At 71.9% G+C, this 24,019-nt stretch carries 23 protein-coding genes and 1 tRNA gene; 10 read left to right on the top strand and 14 right to left on the bottom strand.

All coding sequences use genetic code 11. The features are described 5' to 3' along the window. A partial coding sequence (locus AC1DUQ_RS00535; RefSeq protein ID WP_477073257.1) for a methyl-accepting chemotaxis protein occupies positions 1–823 on the top strand: 823 nt, incomplete at its 5' end. Here AC1DUQ_RS00535 and AC1DUQ_RS00540 read toward each other — a convergent pair. The 3 genes from AC1DUQ_RS00540 to AC1DUQ_RS00550 form a co-directional block, all read right to left on the bottom strand. After that, positions 813–1,544, bottom strand: coding sequence for an SRPBCC family protein (locus tag AC1DUQ_RS00540; protein WP_477073258.1), 732 nt, complete (start codon positions 1,542–1,544; stop codon positions 813–815). The genes AC1DUQ_RS00535 and AC1DUQ_RS00540 overlap by 11 nt on opposite strands. Continuing rightward, positions 1,541–2,119, bottom strand: coding sequence for a winged helix-turn-helix domain-containing protein (locus AC1DUQ_RS00545; protein ID WP_477062591.1), 579 nt, complete (start codon positions 2,117–2,119; stop codon positions 1,541–1,543). Before AC1DUQ_RS00545 ends, AC1DUQ_RS00540 begins: the two co-directional genes overlap by 4 nt. An 81-nt stretch (positions 2,120–2,200) precedes the next feature. Then, positions 2,201–2,274: transfer RNA gene (locus tag AC1DUQ_RS00550), tRNA-Gly, on the bottom strand. Between the two features lie 124 nt (positions 2,275–2,398). Here AC1DUQ_RS00550 and AC1DUQ_RS00555 point away from each other — a divergent pair. After that, a complete protein-coding gene (locus AC1DUQ_RS00555) occupies positions 2,399–4,090 on the top strand; it encodes a SulP family inorganic anion transporter (protein ID WP_477073259.1) in 1,692 nt (563 codons plus the stop codon). A 3-nt stretch (positions 4,091–4,093) separates the two neighbouring features. On the opposite strand, the gene AC1DUQ_RS00560 is transcribed toward AC1DUQ_RS00555, so the two are convergent. Together AC1DUQ_RS00560 and AC1DUQ_RS00565 are read right to left on the bottom strand one after the other, a co-directional pair. Then, positions 4,094–5,077: an aldose epimerase family protein gene (locus tag AC1DUQ_RS00560; protein ID WP_477062589.1), complete on the bottom strand. Its 984-nt coding sequence runs from the start codon at positions 5,075–5,077 to the stop codon at positions 4,094–4,096. A 28-nt stretch (positions 5,078–5,105) separates the two neighbouring features. Then, on the bottom strand, positions 5,106–7,568 hold the full coding sequence (locus AC1DUQ_RS00565) for a glycoside hydrolase family 94 protein (RefSeq protein ID WP_477062588.1): 2,463 nt from the start codon (positions 7,566–7,568) through the stop codon (positions 5,106–5,108). 275 nt (positions 7,569–7,843) lie between these two features. Between AC1DUQ_RS00565 and dcd the strand changes: the two genes are divergently transcribed. From dcd to AC1DUQ_RS00585, 4 genes are read left to right on the top strand one after another with little or no spacing between them, the layout of a single operon-like run. After that, positions 7,844–8,419 (top strand): dCTP deaminase, encoded by a 576-nt coding sequence (gene dcd, locus AC1DUQ_RS00570; RefSeq protein ID WP_056086984.1) that lies wholly within the window; start codon positions 7,844–7,846, stop codon positions 8,417–8,419. Positions 8,420–8,422: 3 nt separating this feature from the next. After that, on the top strand, positions 8,423–9,562 hold the full coding sequence (locus AC1DUQ_RS00575; RefSeq protein WP_477073260.1) for a hypothetical protein: 1,140 nt from the start codon (positions 8,423–8,425) through the stop codon (positions 9,560–9,562). 13 nt (positions 9,563–9,575) lie between these two features. Continuing rightward, positions 9,576–10,091 carry an AAA family ATPase gene (locus AC1DUQ_RS00580; RefSeq protein WP_477062586.1) on the top strand — a complete coding sequence of 172 codons (516 nt, stop codon included), beginning with the start codon at positions 9,576–9,578 and terminating at the stop codon, positions 10,089–10,091. Continuing rightward, positions 10,088–10,549: an NUDIX hydrolase gene (locus AC1DUQ_RS00585; RefSeq protein WP_477062585.1), complete on the top strand. Its 462-nt coding sequence runs from the start codon at positions 10,088–10,090 to the stop codon at positions 10,547–10,549. Before AC1DUQ_RS00580 ends, AC1DUQ_RS00585 begins: the two co-directional genes overlap by 4 nt. Here the strand turns inward: AC1DUQ_RS00585 and AC1DUQ_RS00590 are convergent. From AC1DUQ_RS00590 to AC1DUQ_RS00615, 6 genes are read right to left on the bottom strand one after another with little or no spacing between them, the layout of a single operon-like run. Further along, positions 10,542–11,357, bottom strand: a complete 816-nt coding sequence (locus AC1DUQ_RS00590; protein ID WP_477062584.1) for an MBL fold metallo-hydrolase — start codon at positions 11,355–11,357, stop codon at positions 10,542–10,544. The two genes, AC1DUQ_RS00585 and AC1DUQ_RS00590, sit on opposite strands and share 8 nt — an antisense overlap. A gap of 4 nt (positions 11,358–11,361) precedes the next feature. Beyond that, a complete protein-coding gene (locus AC1DUQ_RS00595; protein WP_477062583.1) occupies positions 11,362–11,979 on the bottom strand; it encodes a DinB family protein in 618 nt (205 codons plus the stop codon). A 41-nt stretch (positions 11,980–12,020) separates the two neighbouring features. After that, positions 12,021–12,662, bottom strand: coding sequence for a hypothetical protein (locus tag AC1DUQ_RS00600; protein ID WP_477062582.1), 642 nt, complete (start codon positions 12,660–12,662; stop codon positions 12,021–12,023). Further along, positions 12,659–13,147 (bottom strand): RNA polymerase sigma factor, encoded by a 489-nt coding sequence (locus AC1DUQ_RS00605; RefSeq protein ID WP_477062581.1) that lies wholly within the window; start codon positions 13,145–13,147, stop codon positions 12,659–12,661. Before AC1DUQ_RS00605 ends, AC1DUQ_RS00600 begins: the two co-directional genes overlap by 4 nt. A gap of 30 nt (positions 13,148–13,177) precedes the next feature. After that, entirely contained in the window at positions 13,178–13,525 is a 348-nt protein-coding gene (locus tag AC1DUQ_RS00610; protein ID WP_477062580.1) for a VOC family protein, read from the bottom strand. Continuing rightward, a complete protein-coding gene (locus tag AC1DUQ_RS00615; RefSeq protein ID WP_477062623.1) occupies positions 13,522–15,417 on the bottom strand; it encodes an ABC transporter ATP-binding protein in 1,896 nt (631 codons plus the stop codon). Before AC1DUQ_RS00615 ends, AC1DUQ_RS00610 begins: the two co-directional genes overlap by 4 nt. 152 nt (positions 15,418–15,569) lie before the next feature. On the opposite strand from AC1DUQ_RS00615, the gene AC1DUQ_RS00620 reads away from it, so the two are divergent. The 4 genes from AC1DUQ_RS00620 to AC1DUQ_RS00635 all read left to right on the top strand — a co-directional run bounded on the left by AC1DUQ_RS00620 (position 15,570) and on the right by AC1DUQ_RS00635 (position 19,363). Beyond that, positions 15,570–15,983, top strand: coding sequence for a MarR family winged helix-turn-helix transcriptional regulator (locus AC1DUQ_RS00620; RefSeq protein WP_477062579.1), 414 nt, complete (start codon positions 15,570–15,572; stop codon positions 15,981–15,983). Positions 15,984–16,108: 125 nt separating this feature from the next. Further along, positions 16,109–17,641: an HNH endonuclease signature motif containing protein gene (locus AC1DUQ_RS00625; protein WP_477073261.1), complete on the top strand. Its 1,533-nt coding sequence runs from the start codon at positions 16,109–16,111 to the stop codon at positions 17,639–17,641. Positions 17,642–17,781: 140 nt separating this feature from the next. Further along, a complete protein-coding gene (locus AC1DUQ_RS00630) occupies positions 17,782–19,047 on the top strand; it encodes a threonine/serine exporter family protein (RefSeq protein ID WP_477062577.1) in 1,266 nt (421 codons plus the stop codon). Positions 19,048–19,171: 124 nt separating this feature from the next. Beyond that, complete coding sequence (locus AC1DUQ_RS00635) at positions 19,172–19,363, top strand: hypothetical protein (RefSeq protein WP_477062576.1); 192 nt, start codon at positions 19,172–19,174, stop codon at positions 19,361–19,363. 18 nt (positions 19,364–19,381) lie between these two features. Here the strand turns inward: AC1DUQ_RS00635 and AC1DUQ_RS00640 are convergent, their stop codons facing one another. From AC1DUQ_RS00640 to AC1DUQ_RS00650, 3 genes are all read right to left on the bottom strand, one after another. Beyond that, a complete protein-coding gene (locus AC1DUQ_RS00640; protein ID WP_477073262.1) occupies positions 19,382–21,154 on the bottom strand; it encodes an ABC transporter ATP-binding protein in 1,773 nt (590 codons plus the stop codon). A gap of 217 nt (positions 21,155–21,371) precedes the next feature. Then, entirely contained in the window at positions 21,372–21,815 is a 444-nt protein-coding gene (locus AC1DUQ_RS00645; RefSeq protein ID WP_477062574.1) for a pyridoxamine 5'-phosphate oxidase family protein, read from the bottom strand. Further along, the gene (locus AC1DUQ_RS00650; protein ID WP_477073263.1) at positions 21,812–23,899 is read right to left on the bottom strand and encodes a (Fe-S)-binding protein; all 2,088 of its coding nucleotides are present in this window, start codon (positions 23,897–23,899) and stop codon (positions 21,812–21,814) included. The genes AC1DUQ_RS00645 and AC1DUQ_RS00650 overlap by 4 nt, the downstream gene beginning before the upstream one ends. Between the last annotated feature and the right edge of the window lie 120 nt (positions 23,900–24,019).

Consider the following 24,019-nt stretch of genomic DNA (forward strand, 5'->3'; position numbering starts at 1 on the left):
CGCCCAGACCGCCCTGCGGGCGGTGATCTCCAAGGTCATCGAGATGTCGCACACCGTGGCAGCCGCTGCCGAGGAGCTGTCCGCGGCCAACGGAGAGGTCGCAGCGGGGTCGGAGGAGACGAGCGTCCAGGCCGGCGTCGTGGCCGCCGCCTCGGAGCAGGTGTCCCGGAACGTGCAGACGGTGGCGGCGGGTGCGGAGCAGATGGACGCCTCCATCCGCGAGATCGCGCAGAACGCCAACGATGCCGCCCGGGTCGCGGAGCGCGCCACGGGCGTCGTCGCGAGCACCAATGCGACGGTCGGCAAGCTCGGCACCAGCTCGCAGGAGATCGGCAACGTGGTCAAAGCGATCGCGTCGATCGCGGAGCAGACCAACCTGCTGGCCCTCAACGCGACCATCGAGGCCGCTCGGGCCGGGGAGTCGGGCAAGGGGTTCGCCGTCGTCGCCGGTGAGGTCAAGGAGCTCGCGCGGGAGACCGCCCAGGCGACCGAGGAGATCACCCGCCAGGTCGAGGCGATCCAGGCCGACACCGGGGGTGCGGTCGACGCGATCGGGGAGATCTCCGCGATCATCGCGTCGATCAACGACTACCAGACGACGATCGCCGCCGCGGTCGAGGAGCAGACCGCGACCACCAAGGAGATGTCCCGCTCGGTCGCGGAGGCCGCCACCGGGTCGGGGGAGATCGCCGTCAACATCTCCGGTGTGGCGTCGGGTGCGGCGTCGTCGTCCCAGACGCTGGTGCAGATGGGTGCCTCCGTGGACGAGCTCGCGCGGCTGTCCGGCGACCTGCGTGCGGAGCTGGCGGCGTTCACGTACTGAGCTGCGGTACCGCCGACCGACGGAGCGGGTGACCCCGGGGAGTGCCGTCGCCCATGCCCCACGAGTAGACGCTGAGCATCCCGGGCACCGGCGCAGTCAGCCGGATCAGCGTCTGTCGCTCGCCGGCCCGCTCGACCGTGCCGGTGGCCCCGCGCACGTCGACCGTCGCGCCCTCGTCGCCCAGCCCCAGCGCGGTGCGCATTGTCGACCAGAGGGCATCCGGGTCTCCGGGGTGGGTGGCCGCGGCCTCCAGGTGGGTGGCCTCCTGGCCCGGGAAGTGCGCCAGGTAGAGGCGCAGGTTGTCGAAGAACGGCATCCAGCCGGGGGCGAGCGTGTCCCACCACTCCTGCTCCCAGTCCGCGCCGATGCCGAAGCCGCTGCTGGTGACGCGCACGACGCAGGTGCCGCCGGACTTCGCCTCGACCACGAACTCGGACGTCAGCGGGCTGAGGGAATCCGGGTCCTTGCCCATCAGGGCGGCCCAGTCCTCCTCGTACTCGATCCGTCGCGGCGGGTCCCAGCCGGTGACCCGGCCGGTCGAGTCCATCTCGGGGCCCATGACGAAGCGCAGGGAGCCGCCCTCGCGCTCCTCCAGCTCGGTCGGCCCGAACCACGCGCTCATGCCCTTGGCGGTGGCGATGGCGTCCCAGACCTGCTCGGGGGTGCCGGGGACCTCGACGCTGAACTCCAGGCGGTACGGGACGTTCGTGATCGTGCTCATGTCTCCTCCTCAGGAACGGGGTGGGCGGCGACGACGAGCCGGTGCAGGCGCCCGTCGTCGTGGTGGTAGCGCGCGGCCAGGTCGAGCACCGCGGCGGTCAGGTCGTCCGCGAAGGCAGCCCGGTCGGCGGCCGACCGGAACCCGATCTGCGTGTCGATGGTCAGCGTGGGCAGTCGCGTGCCGGACGCGCCGGCCCGGCGGGCCAGGGCGCCGACCTCGCGCACCAGCCGGCCGGCCAGCGCGACGAGGTAGCCCGCCGAGAGGTGGTCGGCGTTGGCGCCTGGGTCGGCTGCGGACGCGCTGACGGCCGCCGGCGACACGACGTACGACGCCGCCGACGCCTGCAGCACCCGCTCGGTGATGCCTCCGTGCCGGCGTTCCTCGGACAGCTCCACGAGGCCGTGCGCCTCGAGCGTCTTGAGGTAGTAGTTGACCTTCTGGCGGGGGATGCCGACCCGGGCGGCGAGCCCGGCGGCGGAGGCCGGGACGGCCAGCTCGCTGAGCAGCCGGGCCCGGACCGGATCCAGCGCGGCGGCGGCTGCCTCCGCGCTCTCGATGACCTCGACGTCCTGCATGGGAACCACGATGCTCTTGACGAAAAAACTTGTCAAGGGTCGCGTACGCGCGTGCGCAGGGGAAGGGGGAGGTGGTCGATCTGGAGCGGGTGACGAGAATCGAACTCGCGCTATCAGCTTGGGAAGCTGAAGTTCTGCCACTGAACTACACCCGCGCGACCGACAGGATCGGTCCGGCAGAGAGCATACCCGGCCGGATCGTCGCGGCGAACTCCGCGTGCACAAACCCGACATCCGACAGACTGGACCGCGTCCGGGCCGCACGTCTGGAGGTGGGCGATGGCTGCGCAGCGCTCGATGCTCCCCGCAGCGCTCCGCGGCTACCGGCGCTCGTGGTTGGCCCCGGACATCGTCGCGGGGGTGACGCTCGCCGCCGTCGCCATCCCGGAGACGATGGGGTACACGGCGATCTCGCAGACGCCCGTGGTCACCGGGATCTACACCCTCATCTTCCCGACGATCGTGTTCGCCCTGCTCGGCTCGTCGCGGCTCCTGGYGGTCGGCGCCGACTCCGCGACGGCGGCGGTCCTGGCCGCCGGGCTGGCCGGGGTGGGGATCGCCGGCCTGGAACCGAGCTCGGCGGAGTGGCTCGCGTGGACGAGCCTGGTCGCGCTGGTGTGCGGCGTGCTGCTCGTCGTCGCCCGGCTGCTGCGGCTGGGCTTCCTCGGTGACTTCCTCAGCTCCGCGGTGCTCGTCGGGTTCCTCACCGGCGTGGGGATCCAGGTGTTCGCCGGGCAGCTGCCGGACATGCTCGGCATCCCGAAGGGGTCCGGCAGCTGGTTCCAGCAGCAGTGGCACCTGATCACGCACGTCGGTGACGCCAACCTGTGGACCGTCGGGTTCGCGGTCGGCACGATCGTCATCATCGTCGGCTGCAAGCGCCTCGCCCCCCGGGTGCCCGGCGCGGTGATCGCCGTGATCGCGTCGATCGTCATCTCCGCGAGCCTCGACGCCGCCTCCCACGGGGTCGGCGTGATCGGCGCGGTGCAGGGCGGGTTCCCGCCGATCGGGCTGCCGGCCGGCATCGACTGGGGCGACGTGCCCAAGGTCCTCGGGATCGCGTTCTCGTGCTTCGTCCTGATCATCGCCCAGAGTGCCGCGACGTCGCGCAGCTTCGCCATGAAGCACAGCGAGCGGGTCGACGTGAACCGCGACATCGTCGGGCTGAGCGCGGCAAACCTCGCGGCCGGGCTCACCGGAACGTTCGTCGTCAACGGGAGCCCTACCAAGACGCAGATCCTCGACGAGCAGCACGGCCGCACCCAGGTGGCCAACATCGCGATGGCGCTCGTCGCGCTGGCCGTGGTCCTGTTCCTCACGGGGCTGCTCACCGACATGCCCACCGCGGTCCTCGCGGCGATCGTCTTCCTCATCGGGATCGGGCTCATCGACGTCCAGGGACTGCGCCGGATCAGGGCGGCACGTGTCAGCGAGTTCGTGATCGCGCTGCTCACCGCGGTCGTGGTGTTCTCGGTCGGCGTGCAGGAGGGCATCGTGCTCGCCGTGGTGCTCTCGATCCTCGAGATCATCCGCCGGGCGTACTCGCCGGAGGGGTTCCTGGTGGGCGTGAGCAAGGACGGTTCCCCCACCTACGTGCCGGCTGTGCCGGGCGCGGAGAGCCTGCCGGGGCTGCTCGTCTTCCGGTACGACGCCGAGCTGTTCTACGCCAACGCCAACCGGTTCTCCGACGACGTCCAGGCGCTCATGGCGGGCGCCCCGAGCCGGGTCCGGTGGCTGGTGCTCGACTGCTCGTCGCTGACGGACGTCGACTACTCCGCCAGCCTGGCCCTGGCCGGCCTGATCACCGCGGTGCACGCGCAGGGCGGGGTGTTCGCGATCGCGGCCGCCGACCCCTCCCTGCTCGCCGGCCTCCGCCGCTACGGCACGCTCGAGGGGTTCGACAACACGCACATCTTCCCGACGGTCGAGGCCGCCGTCAGCGCGTTCCGGGCCGCGACGCCGGCCGCGTGAGCGTCAGCTTCGCAGCGTCATGGTGAACGCCCCGCAGCGCTCCTCACCGGGCTCCAGGACGAAGACGCCGGTGCCCGGCACGCCCGCGGCGTGCAGCGAGAACCCGTTGTTCACGTTGGTCACCGGCTCCACCGCGAAGTACGGCCGCTTGCGGGGGGCGTACAGGACCAGGTGGGCGTAGACGGGGTCGGCGTGCAGGTCGACGCTCACGCCGAGGTCCTCGTAGCTGATCCGCACGGGCGCGCCGGGCTCCCACGCGGTGAGCACGTCGTCGACGAACGTCGAGGTCAGCGGGCGGGCCACCCGGAAGTCCGCGCGCTGCGGCACGGCACCGGCCGGGCCCGACGCGAGGGCGTTGACCAGCGAGTAGCCCTTCTGCGCCGGCACCTCGAGGACGGGCTGCCCGGGCGTCGGGGGCGCCGAGGTGCCGACCGGGGACAACGTGCGCTGGAAGTACGGGTGGTGGCCGAACCCGGCCGGGAACGGCTCGCGGTCGACGTTGCGCACCGAGGTCCCCACGACCAGGCGGTCGCCGGCCAGTGCGTAGGTGATCTGCGCGCGGAACTGCCACGGGAAGTTCACGCCGACCAGGCCGGTGGTGTCGAGCTCGAGGACCACCCGCGTCTCGGTCCGGTCCGTCACCGTCCACGCGGAGTGCCGGGCGGCGCCGTGGATGGCCGTGCCGTCGGCGCCGTTGCGCTGGAGCTGCCAGGTGCGGTCGCCGAACGGCAGCACCCCGTCGCGGATGCGGTTGGACCACGGGACCATCGGGAAGCTCGAGCACTTCTCGGGCTCGCCCAGCGCCGTCCGCCGGGTCGGTCGCAGGAGGTCGCGCCAGACCCCGTCGGATGTGCGGATGCGCCCTCCCGCGAGGGACGCCCCCGTCGCGGGCAGCACGTCCAGCTCCCACGAGTCGTTGCGGAGGGTGACCGTCCGCGACGACTCGACGGTGGGCGCAAGCGCTTCGATCTCCTGGACAGCCGTCATCACAGCACCCGTCAGTCCCCCCGCGGGGTCAGACGGTGACCTCGACGCGGACGACCGAGCCCTCGGCGGCGTACGGGACGAGGTTGCCCTCGACCAGGGTGCCGTCGACCGTCAGGGTGCCGCGGGCACCCTCGACGCCGGAGTTCGTCACGTGGATCTCGTACGTGGCGCCGCGGGCGACGCGCGTGACGGTGAACGAGGGGACGTCCGGGCCGATCTGCGGGTCCACGACGAGACCGTCGTAGTCGGGGCGCACGCCCAGCAGGTACTGCGACACCGCGACGAAGTTCCAGGCGGCGGTGCCGGTCAGCCAGGAGTTCTTGGCCTCGCCCGCACGGGACGCCTGCTTGCCCGCGATCATCTGCGCGTACACGTACGGCTCGAGCTTGTGGACGTCGGAGATGTCCTCGCGGTACGCCGGGGTGATCCGCTTGTAGTAGTCGAACGCCTTGGCGCCGCGGCCCACCACGGTCTCGCCGATGATCACCCAGGGGTTGTTGTGGCAGAAGATGCCACCGTTCTCCTTGTACCCGGGCGGGTAGGTGGAGACCTCGCCGAGCTCGATCTGGTAGGTCGTGTACGCCGGGTACTGGAGCACCAGGCCGTGCGGGGTGCCCAGCATCTCGCCGACGGAGTCGAGCGCCTTGATGGCGGGGGAGGTCTTCTCAAGGCCGTCGACACCGATGCCGGCCATGACCGCGAAGCCCTGCGGCTCGATCCAGATCTTGCCCTCGGGCTTGGCGTCGGTGCCCACGGGGTTGCCGTAGAAGTCGTACGCGCGCAGGAACCACTCGCCGTCCCAGCCGTGCTCGAGCACCGCCTCGCGGACCTCGTCGACCACCTTGCGGGCCTGCGCGGCGACCTCGGTCAGTCCGCGACGCGAGGCCAGCTCGGCGAACTCCGCGCCGTAGAGCACGAACTGCGCGGCGATGAACACCGACTCCGCGTGGCCGCCGGCCTGGTTCTCCGTCGTCTGGAACGACTCGCCCGGGGTCGTCGAGAAGCAGTTGAGGTTCAGGCAGTCGTTCCAGTCCGCGCGGCCGATGAGCGGCAGGCCGTGCGGGCCGCGGTTGTCGACCGTGAACTGGAACGAGCGGACCAGGTGCTCGAAGAGGGGCACCTCGGACCCGGGCGCGTTGTCGAACGGCACGGGCTCGTCGAGGATCGCGACGTCGCCGGTCTCCTTGATGTACGCGGCCACGCCGGCGATGAGCCACAGCGGGTCGTCGTTGAAGCCGGACCCGATGTCGTTGTTCCCGCGCTTCGTCAGCGGCTGGTACTGGTGGTACGCCGAGCCGTCCTCGAACTGCGTGGACGCGATGTCGATGATGCGCTCGCGGGCACGCTCGGGGATGAGGTGCACGAATCCCAGCAAGTCCTGGTTGGAGTCGCGGAAGCCCATCCCGCGGCCGATCCCGGTCTCGAAGAACGACGCCGAGCGCGACATGTTGAACGTGACCATGCACTGGTACTGGTTCCAGATGTTGACCATCCGGTCCAGCTTCTCGTCGTCCGACTTCACCGAGTAGGTGGACAGCAGGCCGGTCCAGTGCGCGCGCAGCTGCTCGAAGGCGGCGTCGGTCTGCTCGGTCGTGGCGAACCGGCCCAGCAGCGCGTGCGCGCGCTCCTTGTTGATGACCTGGTGGGCGTCGTCGGCCCACTTCTCCTCGTCGGGGTTCTCGATGTACCCCAGGACGTAGGTCAGCGCGCGGGACTCGCCCGGCTCCAGGGTGATGTCCACATGGTGCGAGCCGATCGGGTACCAGCCGGACGCCACCGAACCGGTGGACGTCCCGGAGCGCGGGACGGCGGCCTCGCCGAGGCCGTTGTAGGCGCCGACGAACGTGTCGCGGTCGGTGTCGAAGCCGTCGGCCCGCGTGTTCACGCCGTAGACGGCGTAGTGGTCGCGGCGCTCGCGGTACTCGGTCTTGTGGAACACGGCGGACCCGTACGGCCCGTCCTGCTCGACCTCGACCTCGCCGATCGACAGGTTGCGCTGGTAGTTGGTCTGGTCGTCCTGCGCGTTCCAGAGGCAGAACTCGACGAACGAGAAGAGGCTGATCGACTTCTCGACGTCCGAGGTGTTGGTGACCGTGACCTTCTGGATCTCGGCGGTCTCGCCGATGGGCACGAAGAACAGGGTCTCGACCGAGATCCCGCCGCGCTCACCCGTGATGCGCGTGTAGCCGAGGCCGTGGCGCGTCTCGAAGTGGTCCAGGTCCGCCTTGACCGGCAGCCACGACGGGGTCCACACGTCGCCGCCGTCGTTCACGTAGAAGTACCGGCCGCCCGCGTCCGCGGGGATGTTGTTGTAGCGGTACCGCGTCAGGCGGCGCATCTTGGCGTCGCGGTAGAACGAGTACCCGCCGGACTGGTGCGAGATCAGCGAGAAGAACTGCTCGGAGCCCAGGTAGTTGATCCACGGATAGGGCGTGTGAGGCGTCTCGATGACGTACTCGCGTGCCTCGTCGTCAAAATGGCCGTACCGCATGGACTTGCCCCTCGAGTGCTCGGCAGTGGCGCCTGCGGCTCCCCGACCTCCCCCCGCACCAGTGCGGGTGGTGCGTCGTGCTTCCGGCGCGATATCAGTGTGCGAGAGCGCTCCCACGCATCTCCCGGACAGGAGCATAGCCGCCCGCATCCGATGGTGGAACAGGCCACGGGGTCCACAAGGAGAAGATCCCCCGCGGAGCACCCGCGATCGTGCCCCCGGTCCACYGACCGGACCTGCCCTGAGCCCGGCGCGAACCGGACTACCGTGTCTCCGTGCTGCTCTCCGACCGCGACATCAAGGCCGAGCTCGAGTCGGGCCGCGTGGCCCTCGACCCCTACGAGCCCGCCATGCTCCAGCCCTCGAGCATCGACGTGCGCCTGGACCGGTACTTCCGGCTCTTCGACAACCACAAGTACCCGTTCATCGACCCCGCGGCCGACCAGCCCGAGCTCACGCGGCTGGTCGAGGTCGGGGCGGGCGAGTCGTTCGTCCTGCACCCCGGCGAGTTCGTCCTCGGGTCGACGTACGAGGCCGTGACGCTGCCCGACGACATCGCCGCGCGGCTCGAGGGGAAGTCGTCGCTGGGCCGGCTCGGCCTGCTCACGCACTCGACCGCGGGGTTCATCGACCCCGGGTTCTCCGGGCACGTCACCCTGGAGCTGTCCAACGTGGCCACGCTGCCGATCCTGCTGTGGCCCGGCATGAAGATCGGCCAGATGTGCTTCTTCCGGCTGTCGTCGGCGTCCGAGCACCCGTACGGGTCCTCGGAGTACGGCTCGCGGTACCAGGGCCAGCGCGGGCCGACGGCGTCGCGCTCGTGGCAGAACTTCCACCGGACGGACGTCTGAGCCATGGCGAGCCCGCCTCGCATCCAGGCCGCTGACCCCGAGCTGCGCAGCCGCCACCTCCTCGGGCTCCCGGAGGACGTGGGCGCCGACGAGGTCGAGGTGCTGGCGATCAGCCGCTTCGCCCAGGCGCACTGGGAGGAGGCGGACGTCGTCCCGCAGCCCCGCGGGATCATGGGCCCGATGACCGCGGCGCTCGGCATCCGCGCCGTCGGGTCGTCGACCACCCCCGCCCGCACGCTCCGGCTGGCCCGGCTGTCCACCCTGACCGGTCCGTACCGCGTCGAGGCCGAGGACGCGGTCAGCCTCGGCCTGCCGACCACGTCCACGCTCGCCTACGTGCTGGTGGCGCCGCGGGAGCGCGGCGAGAAGCCGTACCCCGGTGGCGACCGCGACGGGCTCAAGCGCGCGTTCCCCGAGGGCATGCCGATCCGCGAGGAGGAACGCGTCCTGCAGTGGCTCGTGGCCGCGGCTCGGCGGCTGGGCGGCTCCGTGCGGATCGGGGAGCACGGCACGATCCTCACGCCCGACGTGGACAGCGCGATCGACCTGACCGTCCTGTCCGACTCCTGGCTGGAGCCCGCCGAGGCGCTCGCCGTGGTCCAGTCCGTGCAGGCGCGGGCGCGGCTGAGCGAGGCGACCGGGACGTGGGACGGACCGCTGCCCGGGGTCGGGCGCGACGCCACCGGACGGCCCGGCTGGGTCGCCGAGGCCGGTGGGCGCGGGCTGTCCGCCGCGCTCCAGCGGTACGGGGTCGAGGACGAGGCCGAGCGGCAGCGCCTGATGGACGAGGCCTCGGCGTTCGACGAGCTGATGCTGGCCGTGCCACCCGTGCCCGAGGCGTTCGGGGTGCTCGTCGACCTTGGGCACGACGGGATGCTCTCCGTGGAGGCGGGCGTCGAGACCACCCTGCCGCCGCTGATGCGCGACCTGCCGTGGACCCGGAACGGCATCGTGGCGTACCGCGTGCACTGGGAGCCGCCGTTCATCGAGGAGCTCGAGGCCGAGCGGCCGTCGTTCGAGCACCGCGTGGCGCGCTCCCGGGCCGCCCCGCTGGTGCAGGCGGTGGCGCGGGCGGTGCACGGGGCGATCGGCGGGGAGATCGCCGACGAGGCCGACTTCCTGGTCGACCCCGAGGACGTCTGACCGTGGCGGGCACGTGACCGGCACCGTGGTCCTGGTCACCGGGATCATGGCCGCCGGGAAGTCGACCGTGGCGCAGCTGCTGGCCGAGCGGCTGCCGCGGTCCGCGCACGTGCGGGGCGACCTGTTCCGACGGATGGTCGTCTCGGGACGCGCGGAGGTCGGGGTCGACCTGTCGGTGGAGTCCCTGGCGCAGCTTCGACTCCGGTACCGCCTGTCGGCGATGGTGGCCGACGAGTACGCGGACGCGGGATTCACGGCAGTCGTCCAGGACATCGCGCTCGGGGACGACCTGCCCTCGTGGGTGGCGATGTTCCGGAACGCGCCGCAGGTGGTCGTGCTGGCGCCGTCGCCGTCGACCGTGGCAGCGCGCGAGGCCGGCCGAGGCAAGACCGGGTACGGCGAGTGGACCGTCGAGGACCTCGACGCCGGGCTGCGTGACGGGACGCCGCGGATCGGGCTCTGGCTCGACACGTCGGACCAGACGCCGGCGGAGACTGTCGACGCGATCCTCGCGGGGCTGTCGCTGTGACGCCCCGGACGAGCGCCGGGATCCTGCTGTTCCGGCGCACTGCCGGGCTCGAGGTGCTGCTCGGGCACATGGGCGGACCGTTCTGGGCGCGCAAGGACGAGGGCGCGTGGACGATCCCGAAGGGGGAGCCCTCGCCCGGCGAGGACCCGTTCGAGACCGCGCTGCGGGAGTTCGCGGAGGAGCTCGGGGCGCCGGCGCCCTCGTCGGACCCCCTCCCGCTCGGGGACGTGAAGCAGAGCGGCGGCAAGGTGGTGACCGCGTGGGCGCTCGAGGGGGACCTGGACGCGTCCGCGATCGCCAGCAACCTCGTCGAGATCGCGTGGCCGCCGCGGTCGGGGAAGACGCTGCTGGTGCCCGAGCTCGACCGGGCGGGGTGGTTCTCGCCCGACGAGGCGCGGCGGCTGGTGGTGAAGGCTCAGGCGGCGTTCGTGGACCGGCTCGAGGAGCTGCTCACGTGAGGTGGTCGAAGTCGCCGTTCACCCAGCCGATGTGGCGCTCCGCGGAGCGGCGGACGACCGCCTTGGCGTCGGACGCGATCACGTTGGCGAAGTTGCCGTAGAGGCGGTCGAACTCCAGGCCGTCGAGGTGGTCGGCGACCCGGCGCGCGACGGCGCCGGACAGCGGCAGGTGGTTCGGGTAGCTGCGCATGAACGCGACCGACTTCCGGTCCGGGTTGGCGAAGACCGTGTCGCCGCTGAGCACCACGCCCCTGCCGCCCGCGCCGGCCGCCCAGTGCACGATCGCGCTGCCGGGGAAGTGGCCACCGGGCTGCGAGAGCGTCACGCCGGGCAGGATCTCGCGCTCGCCCGACCAGGTCTCGATGACCGGGTCGGGGCGGGCGACCCACCCCGCGTCCGCCTCGGCCACGAGCACCGGCGGGCCGCCGAGAGCGCGGCTCCACTCCACCTGGACGCCGAACATGTGCGGGTGGCTCGCCGCGATCGCCCGGACGGGCCCGAGGCGCAGGATCCGGGCGACGACCTCCTCGTCGAAGAAGCCGACCGGGTCCCACAGGAGGCTGCCCTCGGGCGTGCGGAGCAGCTTGGACTGCTGCGCGATGCCGGCCCCGGGCGTGCTGGTCACCGCGTACAGGTCCTTCTCGAGCTCGGCGAGCTGGCTGCGGTAGCCCAGCTCGCGGAGGTCCTGGAGGGTGATCCAGCGCTGCCCGGACGCGGGGACCCACTGGCGCTCGTCTGCGCAGATGGCACACACCGCGGTCGGCTCGGCACTCTCGACCGCGCACGTCTCGCAGATCCAGAAGCTCATGCGATCACGCTAGTCGCAGGTACAGGTCGCGCAGGAGGGCGATCTCGGCGCCGTGGTGGACGACCTCCTGGTTGGTCCACCAGACGACGTCGAGGAAGGCGTCCTCGGCGTCGGACCCGTTCGGGTACGTGCTGTAGCCGATCATGTCGAGGGCGGCGTCGTCGGCCCCCACGAGCGTCGCGCGCCACGCCGCGAGGGCCGCGGTCAGGTGCTCGATCGCGCCGGTGGCGGTGCCCTGCGGCTCGTCTGCCTGCTCCGTGTGGGTGTGCGTGCCGTCGGTGTGGTCCGCGCGGCCGGCCAGCGTCTTGGTCACGTGGTTGATCCGCCAGCCGATCGACGTGACCGGCGGCGGCCAGGGGTGCGGGCGGCCGCCGTCGTGACCCCACTCGCCCGATCCGACCAGCCGGGTCGCGCCCAGGCCTCCGGGTCCGTCCGACTGCCGGCGGATCGTCCAGGCGCCCGGGACCGGTTCCCAGAGGAGCTCGGCGTCGGTGAGCGGCGGGACCTCCACCTGGAGACCGTCGCCGCTGTCCACGGTCGGTCCGGTGAGGCGGTGCAGGAGGCGCTCGCTGGCGAAGTCGTACTCGGCGAGCAGCGGGGCGAGGCGTGCGGGGATGGTCACGGGACGACAGTGGTCTTCGATCCCGCAGGTCGCAAGGGGATTCACGACAGGCCGAGGGCCGCCAGGGTCTCCGGGGCGAGGGGGACCGTGTTGTCGGGGCCCGGTACAGCCCGCCCGTCGACGACCGTGTAGAAACCCTGGGACGCGTTGACGGGTGTGGGTGGCCAGTCGCCCTCCAGGTCGGCGAGGTCGTCGAGCAGGAGGACGTACTCGCCGCCCACCTCGAGGTCGGTCCGTTCGCCGGCGCCGGCGCTCGTGTAGGCGATCTCGAGGGTGGTCCCGGGCTCGACCGGCCCTTTCGCGGAGGCGGTGACGTCGACGGTCGCGATCGCGCGCGGGTAGCCCGCGGAGTCGTCCGGGGTGATCGCGGTGAAGGTGCCGCGGACGATGAGGTCCGCGACGCCCTCGAGCTCGGCGGTGGTGGCGTAGTGCGGGTAGTCGGCCACGGACGACGAGCCCGGGGCGTCGCGGAGCAGCGGGACGACGACCGCGATCCCGAGGACGACGACGGCGGTGGCCAGGAGCGCCACGGCGAGCCGGATCCCGCCCCGGCGGCCGGAGGGGACGAGCTCATGGTCCGGCACCAGGGCCCGCAGCTCGGCGCGGGCTCGGGGGGTCAGCGGCGCGTCGCGAACCTCGGGGACGGGGTTGGCGGCGTGGAGCAAGGTGCGGGTGGTCGTCATGACGGGTCCTTCCCGTACGTGCTGCGGAATGCGCGACGGGCTCGGTGCAGGCGCACCCAGACCGCCGACGTGGAGATGCCGAGGACCTGCGCGAGCTCGGCGCCGCTGAGCTCGTCCCAGTAGCGGAGCATCAGGAGGCTGCGGGTGGCGTCGTCGAGGCGGTCGAGCGCGTCGAGGACGTCGTCGTCGGGGGCAGGGTCGTGGTGCGTCTGCGCCACCGCCGACTGCAGCCGCTGGGCGCGCACCGCGGAGCGGTGGTGGTTGCGCACGACGTTCTCCGCGGTGACGAACAGCCAGCCCGTGGTGACGTCGACCCCGTCGCACGTGCGGGTCCAGGCGATGCGGAACACGTCCGCGGCGACGTCCTCGGCGTCCGCAGGCCCGATCCTGCGCGCCGCGAAGCGCACGATGCGGCCGTACGTCGCCCGGTAGAGCGCGGCGAACTCCGCCTCGACGCGGGGGTCGGCGGTCCCGATGACGTTCACACCCCTAGATGTCCGCTCGCGGCCCGGACCTTACGCGGGCTTCACCACGCACCACTCGTTGCCCTCCGGGTCGAGCAGCACCTGGAACGAGCCGGCGGTGTCGACGTGGATCGTGCCGAACCTCGTCGCGCCCAGCGCCTCGGCCTGCTCGGTGGCCTCCGCGATGTCGGCGACCTCGACGTCGAGGTGCAGGCGGTTCTTCACCGCCTTGCCCTCGGGCACCCGCTGGAACGCGATCCGGGTCCAGCCGGGCGGATCGACGTAGTGCCACGCGTCGTCGCGAGCCTGCGGGGTGCCGCCCAGGACGTCGGCCCAGAAGCGCGCGAGCGACCCCGGGTCCGCGCAGTCGAAGACGACCTCGTCGATGCGTCCGATCATGCGGCGACGGTAGCGGGCGCTGCTCCTTCGGTGCTGGCGAACTGCGTCCGGTACAGCTCCGCGTACACGCCGCCGCGGGCCAGCAGCTCGGCGTGCGTGCCCTGGTCGATCACCCGGCCGTGGTCGAGGACCACGATCGAGTCGGCCTGCCGCACGGTCGAGAGGCGGTGGGCGATGACGATGCTCGTGCGGCCGGACAGGGCCTCGTCGAGCGCCGCCTGCACGGCGGCCTCCGAGCCGGAGTCCAGGTGTGCGGTGGCCTCGTCGAGGATGACGACGTCGGGCGCCTTGAGCAGCATGCGGGCGATGGCGAGCCGCTGGCGCTCCCCGCCGGAGAGGCGGTAGCCGCGGTCGCCGACCACGGTGTGGATGCCGTCGGGCAGGGTCGCGACGAGGTCCGCGATGTGGGCCTGCTGCAGCGCGCGCTCGATGTCCGCGTCGGTGGCCTCCGGGCGGGCGTAGCGCAGGTTCTCCGCGATCGAGTCGTGGAACAGGTGCGCCTCCTGGCTGACCACGCCCACCGTGGCGCGCAGGGACTCGTGCGTGACGTCCCGCAGGTCGGTGCCGGCGATCCGGACGGCGCCGCGCGTCGGGTCGTACATGCGGGTGACCAGCTGGGAGATCGTCGTCTTGCCGGCACCGGAGTGGCCGACGAGCGCGACCATGTGGCCGGCGGGGACGGTGAAGCTGACGTCGCGCAGGGTGTCGTCGATCGGCTCGGTGCGCAGGGTCGCGACGGACTCCAGGGAGGCCAGCGAGACCTCGTCGGCCCCCGGGTAGCGGAAGTCGACCGCGTCGAGCTCGACGGTCGCGCCGTGCACCGCCTTCCGGGCGCGCAGGTCGACCGCGTCGGGCTTCTCGGTCACCGTCGGCTCCAGGTCGAGGACCTCGAGCACGCGCTCGAAGCTGACCAGCGCGGTCATGACGTCCACCTGGACGTTCGACATCGCGGTGAGCGGCCCGTAGAGGCGGCCGAGGTAGGCGGTCAGGGCGACGACGACGCCGACGGTCAGCTGGCCCTGGATCGCCATGACGCCGCCGAGGCCGTAGACGATCGCCACCGCGACGCTGGCCAGCGTGGTCAGGCCGACGCGGAACCAGGTGGAGTACAGGGCGCGCGTGACGCCGATGTCCCGGACGCGGCCCACCTGCTCGGCGTAGTTCCGCGACTCGCGCTCCGGGTCGCCGAAGATCTTCACCAGGTGGGCGCCGGCGACGTTGAACCGCTCGTTCATGATCTGCGCGGCGTCGGCGTTGAGGGCGTAGCTCTCCCGGGTGATCGCCGCGATCTTCTTGCCGAACCAGCGGGCGGGGAAGACGAACGCCGGCAGCAGGACGAGGCTCAGCAGGGTCAGCTGCCAGGACATGCTGAGCATGGCTGCGAGCACGAAGACGATGGTGAGCGAGTTGCTCACCACGTTCTGGAGGGTGGAGGTGAACGCCTGCTGCGCGCCGAGCACGTCGCCGTTGAGCCGCTGCACCAGCGCACCGGTCTTGGCGCGGCTGAAGAACGCGAGCGGCATGCGCTGCACGTGGTCGAACACCGCGGTGCGCAGGTCGAGGATCAGGCCCTCGCCCACCTGCGACGACACCCAGCGGTCGGCGACGGACAGGCCGGCGCTCACGATCGCGAGGACCGCGACGACGGCCGCGATGACGACGACGACCCGGGTGTTGCCGGCCGTGATGCCGTCGTCGATGAGGTACTTGAACAGCAGGGGCGTGACGGCGCCGGCCGCCGCCTCGAGGGCGATGAGGCCGACGAAGACCGCGAGCTTGGCCTTGTAGGGGCGCGCGAACTGGAGGATCCGCCGCAGGGTGTCGCGGGTCAGCTTGTGGTCCGCGACGGTGCGGTCCTTGGCGAAGCTGCGCATGTTGGGGCTGCCGGTCATGGACACGGGCCCACCTCCTCGGTTCTGGTGCGTCCCCTTGCCGGAACTGGTTGTTGCGTCGGCTCATTCCGGGGAGCGCGGCCTCGTGGGCCGCTCGATGCTGAGGTTAACTCACTATGTGTCTGGTTCACAACTTGAGATAGTCTCTGCCCGTGAACGAGTCCGGTGAGCTGCTCGAGCTCCTCCACGGCGTGCTCCGTGGGGTGCGGCGGGATACCGCTGCCCAGCTCGAGGTGCAGGGCACGACGCCCGGACAGCTGCGGATGCTGCGCACGCTGGAGCGGTGCGACGGGCCGTGCCGGCTGGGCGAGCTGGCGGCGTCGCTCGACGTGGCGCCGCGGTCGGTGACGTCGAAGGTGGATGCCGCCGAGGCGGACGGGCTGGTCCGGCGACTGCCCGACCCGACCGACCGGCGCGCGACGCTGCTGGAGCTCACGCCGGCGGGGCGCTCGTTGCTGACGGCCATCTCTGCGCAGCGGCACGAGGGGGCGGCGGAGCGGCTGGGGCGGTTGTCGCCGGAGGACCAGGCGGAGCTGCTGCGGCTGCTGCGGGTGGTGGGGGACTAGGGCGTCGCCTTCCCCCCCTTCGTCCACAGGCGTGCGCTTGTGGGCGGCCCGGCGAGCGCGGCTGTGGATATGTTTGTGCAGGTCAGAGGTTGTTTCCGATGTCCGGTTCGCGTAGAGTCGTACGCATGTTCGAAGCAATGCACGCGGAGGCGACACGGGCTGCCGAGCCCCTCGCCGACCTGCGTGCGTCGGCGTCGGCGCTGGTCGAGCGGGTCGCCGAGTGTGCGGACTGGTCCGGCTCCGAGCGGTCGGCAGCCCTGAGCTCTCTCGATCTCGTAGCCGCGCAGCTGTCCCGGGCACGCGCGCGTCTGCTCGTGGCCGAGCGGGACGCGGGGACGTCGCAGCGACCCGGGGATCGCTCGTTCGAGGCGGCCCGGGCGCGGCTGACCCGCACGGGTACCGCGGAGGCGACCCGGGAGGTCCGGCAGGCGGATGCGCTGGTGTCGATGCCGGCGGTGGCGGACGCGGTCGGCGAGGGGCGTGTCCCGCTCGGTCACCTCGACGTCCTGGCCCGTGTCGCCGCGACCGCGTCCCCGGAGGTCGCGCAGGCGCTGCGGTCGGCTGAGCTGCAGGCGACCGTCGTCTCGATGGCGGAGCGGCAGTCGGTGCCGGACTTCGCACGGTCGATCGCTCAGCTGGCGGCCGCACGGGACCCGCAGGCGCTGGAGGAGTCGCACGAGGCGGCCCGGCGCGAGCGGTCGTTGGTGCTCTCGCACCAGGCGCGGGGGACGTACCTGAAGGGGTTTCTCGACCGGGTGGCCGGCGAGGCGCTGCAGGCGGCGCTCGACTCCGCCGGCCAGGCGCCGGACGAGACGCGGTCCCCGGCGCAGGCGAACGCCGACGCCCTGGTGGCAGTGGCCCGCCGCGCGTGCGCGGGGTGGGAGCCGGGACGAGTCGGGGACGATGGCGGCACCGGTAGTGCTGCGCCCGGAGCGGCTAGCAGGGCGCACGTGTCGCTGATCGTGCCCGCGGAGACGTTCTCCGCCCTGCGTGAGCACCACCGCCGGCGGGAAGCGGCTGGCGCCGGGCTCGGGGCTCGTTCCGGACTCGTCGACGATGCCGGACTCGTGGACGATGCCGGGCTCGTGGACGATGCCGGGCTCGTGGACGGAGCCGGCCTCGTGGATCGAGCCGAGACCCCGGATGACRCCACGTCGTGGGTGCCTGTGGTGCCCGCGACGCTGGAGGACGGCACGCCAGTCGCCATGTCGGAGCTGGCACAGGCATTGTGCGACTGCGAGATCACGCGGATCGTCATGAGCGCCGAGGGGGTGCCGCTCGACCTCGGGCGGACCAAGCGGACCTTCGCGGGGGTGCACCGGAGGGCGGTCGTCGCGCGGGACCGGCAGTGCGCGTGGAACGGGTGCCACACGTCGGCTCGGTGGGCGCAGGTCCACCACATCCGGTGGTGGGACCGCGACGGAGGCTCGACGTCGATCGAGAACGGCGTGCTCCTGTGCGACTACCACCACCACGAGGTGCACCGGCTCGATCTGACGATCGAGCGTCACGCCAAGCCGCCCGGCCACGTCCGTCGACAGAGGTCGTCGGGCAGGCCGCCCGACACGGGGCCCGTGTTCTCGCCGATGCGCTACACGTTTCGCCGACGACCGGACGGCCGCACCGTCAACGCGCCGGACGCGGTTCGGCGCGAGTGACGCGCACACCCAGTGGCCATCGCGCACCGGGCGACCGCGCGACGACCGATCGACCTCGTGCGGCCGCGGGGTTCTCGCGCCTGGCGACCCGCGGGACGATCGACCCACCGGTGGCCGCGTCGGCACACCATCATGGGTTCATGCCCACCGCGCCGGACGACGCCGAGCTCGAGCTGATCCGTCGCTCCGGCGCCGTGCTGCGGGTCGGTCGACTGAGCCTGTCGGCCGGGACGGGCTCGTACCGGGTCAAGGCCTCGATGGCCCGGGTGGCCCGTGCGCTGGGCATCGACCGGCACGAGGCGCACGTGACGCTCACGGAGATCACGACGACGTCGCACCGGGGGCCGAGCTTCCGGACGGAGGTCATCGAGGTCCGCACGATCGGCGTCAACGTCGACCGGCTGACGAGCCTGGAGCACCTCGCGGGACGGCTGGAGACAGCCGGTCGTGCGACGGTGGAAGAGGTCAACGCCGAGCTGGATCGGATCGCCGGCAAGCCTCCGCTCTACCCGGTCGTGCTCAACGCGCTGTGGGCCGCGATCGCCTGCGCCGCCTTCTCGTTCCTGAACAGCGGCGGGGTCGTCGAGGTGCTCGGCGTGTTCGTCGGGGCGTTCCTCGGTCAGGCGCTCCGCCGCACGCTGCTCCACCGCGGGTTCAATCAGTTCGGCGTCACCATGCTCTGCGCGACCCTCGCGTGCTTCGGTTACATCGCTTTCGTCGGGCTGCTGCAGGTGACCGGTGTCACCGGTTCGGGTCACGACGCCGGGTACGTGTCCGCCGTGCTGTTCCTGATCCCGGGGTTCCCGCTGGTCACCGGCTTCCTCGACCTGGCGAAGCTGGACTTCTCGGCGGGGGTCGCGCGGCTCACGTACGCGCTGATGATCCTGACGTCCGCGGCGCTCGCGGTCTGGGCGTTGTCGCTGGTCGTCGGGCTCACCCCCGATCCGCCCACCCCGGCCGACCTGGACGCCGGTCTCCTGCTGACCTTGAGGTTCGTCGCCAGCTTCCTGGGTGTGCTCGGCTTCGCGCTCATGTTCAACAGCCCGTGGCGGATCGCGCTCGCCGCGGCAGGCGTCGGCATGGTCGCCAACGTGCTGCGGCTCGCGCTGGTCGAGGGCACCGTCCCGCCGCAGGCCGCCGCCGCGATCGCCGCGCTGGTGGTCGGGCTGCTCGCGGCCGTCATCGCGCCGCGGCTCGACGTCCCCCGGATCACGGTCTACGTCCCGGCCGTGACGATCATGGTGCCGGGCGTGCTGGCCTACCGGGCGGTCTTCCACATCTCCAACGGCGAGACGGCGGAGGCCTTGTCGTACGGGGTGCAGGCCGCGCTGGTGGTGGCCGCGCTGGCGATCGGGTTGGCGATCGCGCGCATGCTCACCGACCGCACCTGGGCGTACGAGCGCTGAGCCGGCGGAGACCGGCGAGCCATCGACCGCGTCTCACCTCCGTGGAGTCGCCCCGGGCCTCATCGAAACAAGCCTTGGCCGCCTGTGGTTGAGGTGAGAGAGAGCCGGATCGAGGAGGGTGCACGTGACGACAGGACCCGCGGTCGACGTCGACTGGGTGGACCCGCGCGACGAGGTCGAGGTCGTGGTGCTCCTCGCGAACGGTCGGCTCGCCGGTCGGTCGTTCGCCAACCGCGCGGAGGCGGAGGCGTGGGCGCGGCCCGAGGAGGGCGAGCAGGTGCTGGAGCAGAACCTCGTGTGCGGGTGCGACCGGTGACCACCCGCCGCTGAGCGGTCAGACCTGCTGCGCGCGCTGCAACCGGGCGTAGCGACCGTCGGCGGCGAGCAGGTCGTCGTGGGTGCCGACCTCCACCACGCGGGCGTCGTCGAGGACCACGATCCGGTCGGCGGAGCGGATCGTCGACAGGCGATGTGCGACGACGAGCGTGGTCCGCCCGCGCATCAGCCGCGCGAGGGCCTCCTTGACGGCGGCCTCCGACTCCGGGTCGAGGGCGGACGTGGCCTCGTCGAGCAGCAGGATGCGGGGGTCGCGGACCAGGGCGCGGGCGATGGCGATCCGTTGGCGCTGGCCGCCGGACAGCCGCGCGCCGCGCTCACCCACCACGGTGTCCCAGCCGTCGGGGAGGGCGTCGACGATCTCCGCGGCGTTGGCGTCGACGAGCGCCTGCCGGACGCGCGCGTCGGTCGCCCTCGGCATGCCGTAGGCCACGTTGTCTCGGATGGAGCCCTCGAACAGCACCGACTCCTGCGGCACGACGGACACGTGCCGGCGGACGGAGCGCAGGKCGAGGTGGGCGGTGTCGACGCCGTCGAGCAGCAGCCGCCCGCCGGTGGGGCGCAGGAAGCCGAGCGCCAGGTTGAGCACGGTCGACTTGCCGGACCCGGACGGGCCCACGAACGCGACGGTCTGCCCGGCCTCGATGTCGAGGTCGACGCCGTCGAGCGCGTCGGTGTCGGCGTCGGGGTACCGGAAGTGCACGTGCTCGAGGGTCAGCCGGCCGTCCACGTGGTCGACGCGGCGCTTGCCGGCGTTCTCCTCGAGGTCGGGCTCCTGCATGACCTCCGCGATGGACCGGACGGACTCGAGGCCCTTGGCGCCGACGGGCAGGAGCATGAGCAGGTTGGTCACCGAGCCGGTGATGAGCGCGAAGTACGAGCTGAGCAGCACCACCTGCCCGGGGGTGATGGTGAGGAACCCGGTGATCGAGACCCAGGCGGCGAGCACGAGGCACAGGACGCCGAGCAGCTGCAGGCTCACCCAGCTCAGCGACGCGAACCGCCCGTTGAGCACGTCGAGCCGGTAGCCGGCGGACCGCACACCCTCGGCGCCGACGGCGACGCGCTCCTCGGCGGTGGCCTCCAGGCCGTGCGCACGGGTGATCGGCATGAGCGTGGCCATCTCGCCGACGCGGGCGGAGAAGTGCTCGACCTCCCGGCGGAACGACTCGTTGCGCTCGCGCGACCGGCGCGCCAGGACGAACCGCAGCAGGACGGCGAGCGGGATGGTCAGCGCGTAGACCGGCAGGAACTCGGGGACGGCCAGCGCGGTCATCACGATCGCGCCGAGCATCACCATGGTCGCGGACAGCAGCGGGTGGGCGATCTGCTGGAGCATCACCTCGACGTTCTCGACGTCGCGGACCACCTTCGTCTGCACGATCGAGGCGCTGACCCGCGAGTGGAAACCGATCGAGAGGCTCTGCAACCGGGCGGTCAGGCCGTTGCGCAGGTCGGCGCCGATCTGCCGGACGGCGCCCATGAAGAGCTTGGTCCACTGCACGTGGTTGGGGTAGTTCTGCAGCAGCGCGGCGACCGCGACGGCCGCCCACAGCCACAGCTCGCTGGTCGGGCCGCCCGCGACGACGACGTCGATGACCTTGCCGGTGATCACCGGCATGAGCCAGAGCGGGATGTCCTTCATGGTGAAGAACGCGACGGCGGTCAGGACCCGGCGGCGGTGTGCGCCGAGCAGCCGGACGACGGACCGGACCGGGTGGTTGCCGTCGATGTCGATCACGGCGAGGTGCGGGTGGGGGCCGGCTGTCACGGGTTCCATCGTGACATCCGCGACCGCTCGGGGGATAGCGCCTTCCGAGGTGAGATCGCATCGATTCGACGCGTGGGGCAACCCCGAGGGCGCCATGACCTCTGGCGGCCGCTGAATGCGCCGAGGTAGCAGCCGCGCTCGTGTGAAGACTTCGTCGCACCCAGCGGAGCAAAGTCTTCACGTGAGCGTGAGCGTGAGCGTGAGCGTGAGCCCGTGACTAGCGCCAGACCCCGTCGCGCATCACCCAGCGCCCGGCCAGCTCGTCCTCCTCGCGCCACACCTGGATCGTGCGCGGGGTGAGCCGGAAGTACGGGAAGGCGGTCGCGATCGTGCGGGGGTCGAAGCCGGTCTTCGTCGCGAACGCGTCCCCGAGCGGCTCCGGCACGGTCGGCACGACCTCGACGGTCCCCTGCACCAGGACCACGTCCCGGGTCTGCCCGATGCCGACCTGCACGGACGGGTTGGCCGCGAGGTTCCGGCCGGTGGCGCCGAACGCGGACGTGGCGAGCAGCAGCGTCTCGTCGTGCCACAGGAAGGACAGCGGGGTCAGGCGGGGTGCGCCGGTGTCGGTGTCGGTCGTCGCGACCCAGGCGTCGATGTCGTGGCCGAGCCGGTAGAGCGCGTCCTTGCGGCGCTGCTCGGTGCTGCGGGGGCCGATCACGGTGCCTCCTTCACGCGGTCGAGGAGCAGCAGGGCGATGTCGGTGACCTCCGGGACGCCGACGGTCTGGTCCGAGGCGGCGACGCCGTCGGAGAGCATCACCGTGCAGAACGGGCAGGCGGTGGCGACGATGGACGCACCCGTGGCGATGGCCTCCTCGGCCCGGGCGGTGCCGATGCGGGTCCCCAGAGACTCCTCCATCCACACGCGCGCACCGCCGCCCCCGCAGCAGAACGCCTGCTCGCGGTTGCGCGGCATCTCGGCCAGCTGGACGCCGGGGATCGCGCCGAGCAGCTCGCGCGGGGGCGCGTAGACCTGGTTGTGCCGGCCGAGGTAGCAGGGGTCGTGGTAGGTCACGGTGCGCTCGTCGGTCGACGGCAGCGGGGTCAGCCGGCCGTCGGCGACCAGGGTGTTCAGCAGCTCGGTGTGGTGGACCACCTCGTAGCGGCCGCCCAGCTGGGGGTACTCGCGGGCGATCGTGTTGAAGCAGTGCGCGCAGGTCACGACGATCCGCTGCGCGCCGACCTCGTTGAGCGTCTCGACGTTGGCGCTCGCGAGCATCTGGAACAGCAGCTCGTTGCCCGCCCGTCGTGCCGGGTCACCCGTGCAGGACTCGCCGTCCCCCAGCACCGCGAAGCTGACTCCGGCCGTGTGCAACAGCTCGGCGACGGCCTTGGTCGTCCGGATCGCCCGGTCCTCGTACGCGCCGGCGCAGCCCACCCAGAACAGGTACTCGACCTCGACCGCCGACTCCACGTCGACCCCGACCACCGGCACCTCGAACTCCAGCCCCTTCGCCCAGGCGAGGCGGTTGCGCGCCGGGAGGCCCCACGGGTTGCCCTGCCGCTCCAGCTTGCTGAACGTGCCGCCCAGCTCCTTCGGGAACGCCGACTCCATGAGCACCTGGTAGCGCCGCATGTCGACGATCGCGTCCACGTGCTCGATGTCGACCGGGCACTGCTGCACGCACGCGCCGCACATGGTGCAGGCCCAGAGGGCGTCGGGGTCGATGACTCCCGTGCCGAGGAGGTCGAGCCCCTGATGAGAAGCGGAGCCGGCCTGCAGGTAGGGAGCCGTGGCCGCCGCGTGGTCCCGCAGCGCCAGCGTGACGAGCTTGGGGCTGAGCGGCTTTCCCGTCGCCCACGCCGGGCACTGGTCCTGGCAGCGACCGCACTCGGTGCAGGTGGAGAAGTCGAGCAGGCCCTTCCAGGTGAAGTCCTCGATGGCGCCGACGCCGAGGCGGGCGTCGTCGGGAAGGTCCTCCAGCGCGGACAGGTCGACCGGTGCTCCGTCGATCCGGATCGGCTGCAGCGCACCGAGCGCGGGTCCGCCGGCGGGCTCGCGGCGCGCGTACACGTTGACGATCGCGAGGAACCGGTGCCACGCGACGCCCATCGTGGGCTGCAGGCCGACGACGACGAACCAGGACATCGACACGGCGATCTTGATGGTCGCGACGACGACGATCGCGTTCTCCAGCGTCGCCGTCGGCAGACCGGCCCACGCCGACCCGAACCACGCGGTCAGCGGGAAGTGYCACGCCTCCCCGCCGCCCAGCGCGTACTCAAGCCCGCGCAGCACCAGCACCGCCAGCACGACGGCCAGCACCGTCGCCTCGACGAAGAACGCCTGCGCCTGGTTCGACCCGAAGAACCGCGAGTCCTTGCGGCGGGAGCCCAGCCGGATCCGCAGCACGATCAGGGCCAGGATCCCGAGCAGCGACGCCCACGCGATCGCCTCGATCGCCCACTCCAGCGGCGCGAAGTGCCCGATCAGCGGCAGGGCGAAGCCCGGATCGACCACCTGCCCGTACCCGGTGACCAGTGTGAGGAACAGCACCGGGAACGAGACCATCACCACCCAGTGCGCCACCTTGACYACCGGCTTGTGCTGGAACCGCCCGTGCCCCAGCACCTCGCGCGTCAGGGTCGCCAGCCGCGGTCCCACGGGGGTCCAGCGACCGGAGACGGGCCCACCGATCCGCACGGTCCGCACGATCGCGCCGATCCCGCGCGCGAACACCGCGACCCCGACGACGGTCGCGACGATCACCAGGACCAGGCACACCACCTGCAGCGCATTCACGCCGCCACGCTAGCGGCGTCGGGCCCGTCGACCGTGGGACCGACCACCCGTGGGAAGTGGCATGGGAATCCGGTTGGTAGAGTCTTGACCAAATCTTCAGTGCATCGCGGGGGCGCTAGC

The sequence above is a fragment of the Cellulomonas sp. P4_B5_2 genome (genome assembly GCF_056402235.1).

Excerpts from the sequence above, each read along its gene's own strand:
- AC1DUQ_RS00565 (WP_477062588.1), bottom strand. The coding sequence starts at position 7,568 with ATGCGGTACGGCCATTTTGACGACGAGGCACGCGAGTACGTCATCGAG.
- AC1DUQ_RS00590 (WP_477062584.1), bottom strand. The coding sequence starts at position 11,357 with ATGAGCTTCTGGATCTGCGAGACGTGCGCGGTCGAGAGTGCCGAGCCG.
- AC1DUQ_RS00630 (WP_477062577.1), top strand. The coding sequence starts at position 17,782 with ATGCCCACCGCGCCGGACGACGCCGAGCTCGAGCTGATCCGTCGCTCC.
- AC1DUQ_RS00545 (WP_477062591.1), bottom strand. The coding sequence starts at position 2,119 with ATGCAGGACGTCGAGGTCATCGAGAGCGCGGAGGCAGCCGCCGCCGCG.
- AC1DUQ_RS00540 (WP_477073258.1), bottom strand. The coding sequence starts at position 1,544 with ATGAGCACGATCACGAACGTCCCGTACCGCCTGGAGTTCAGCGTCGAG.
- AC1DUQ_RS00575 (WP_477073260.1), top strand. The coding sequence starts at position 8,423 with ATGGCGAGCCCGCCTCGCATCCAGGCCGCTGACCCCGAGCTGCGCAGC.
- AC1DUQ_RS00615 (WP_477062623.1), bottom strand. The coding sequence starts at position 15,417 with ATGACCGGCAGCCCCAACATGCGCAGCTTCGCCAAGGACCGCACCGTC.
- AC1DUQ_RS00600 (WP_477062582.1), bottom strand. The coding sequence starts at position 12,662 with ATGACGACCACCCGCACCTTGCTCCACGCCGCCAACCCCGTCCCCGAG.
- AC1DUQ_RS00560 (WP_477062589.1), bottom strand. The coding sequence starts at position 5,077 with ATGACGGCTGTCCAGGAGATCGAAGCGCTTGCGCCCACCGTCGAGTCG.
- AC1DUQ_RS00610 (WP_477062580.1), bottom strand. The coding sequence starts at position 13,525 with ATGATCGGACGCATCGACGAGGTCGTCTTCGACTGCGCGGACCCGGGG.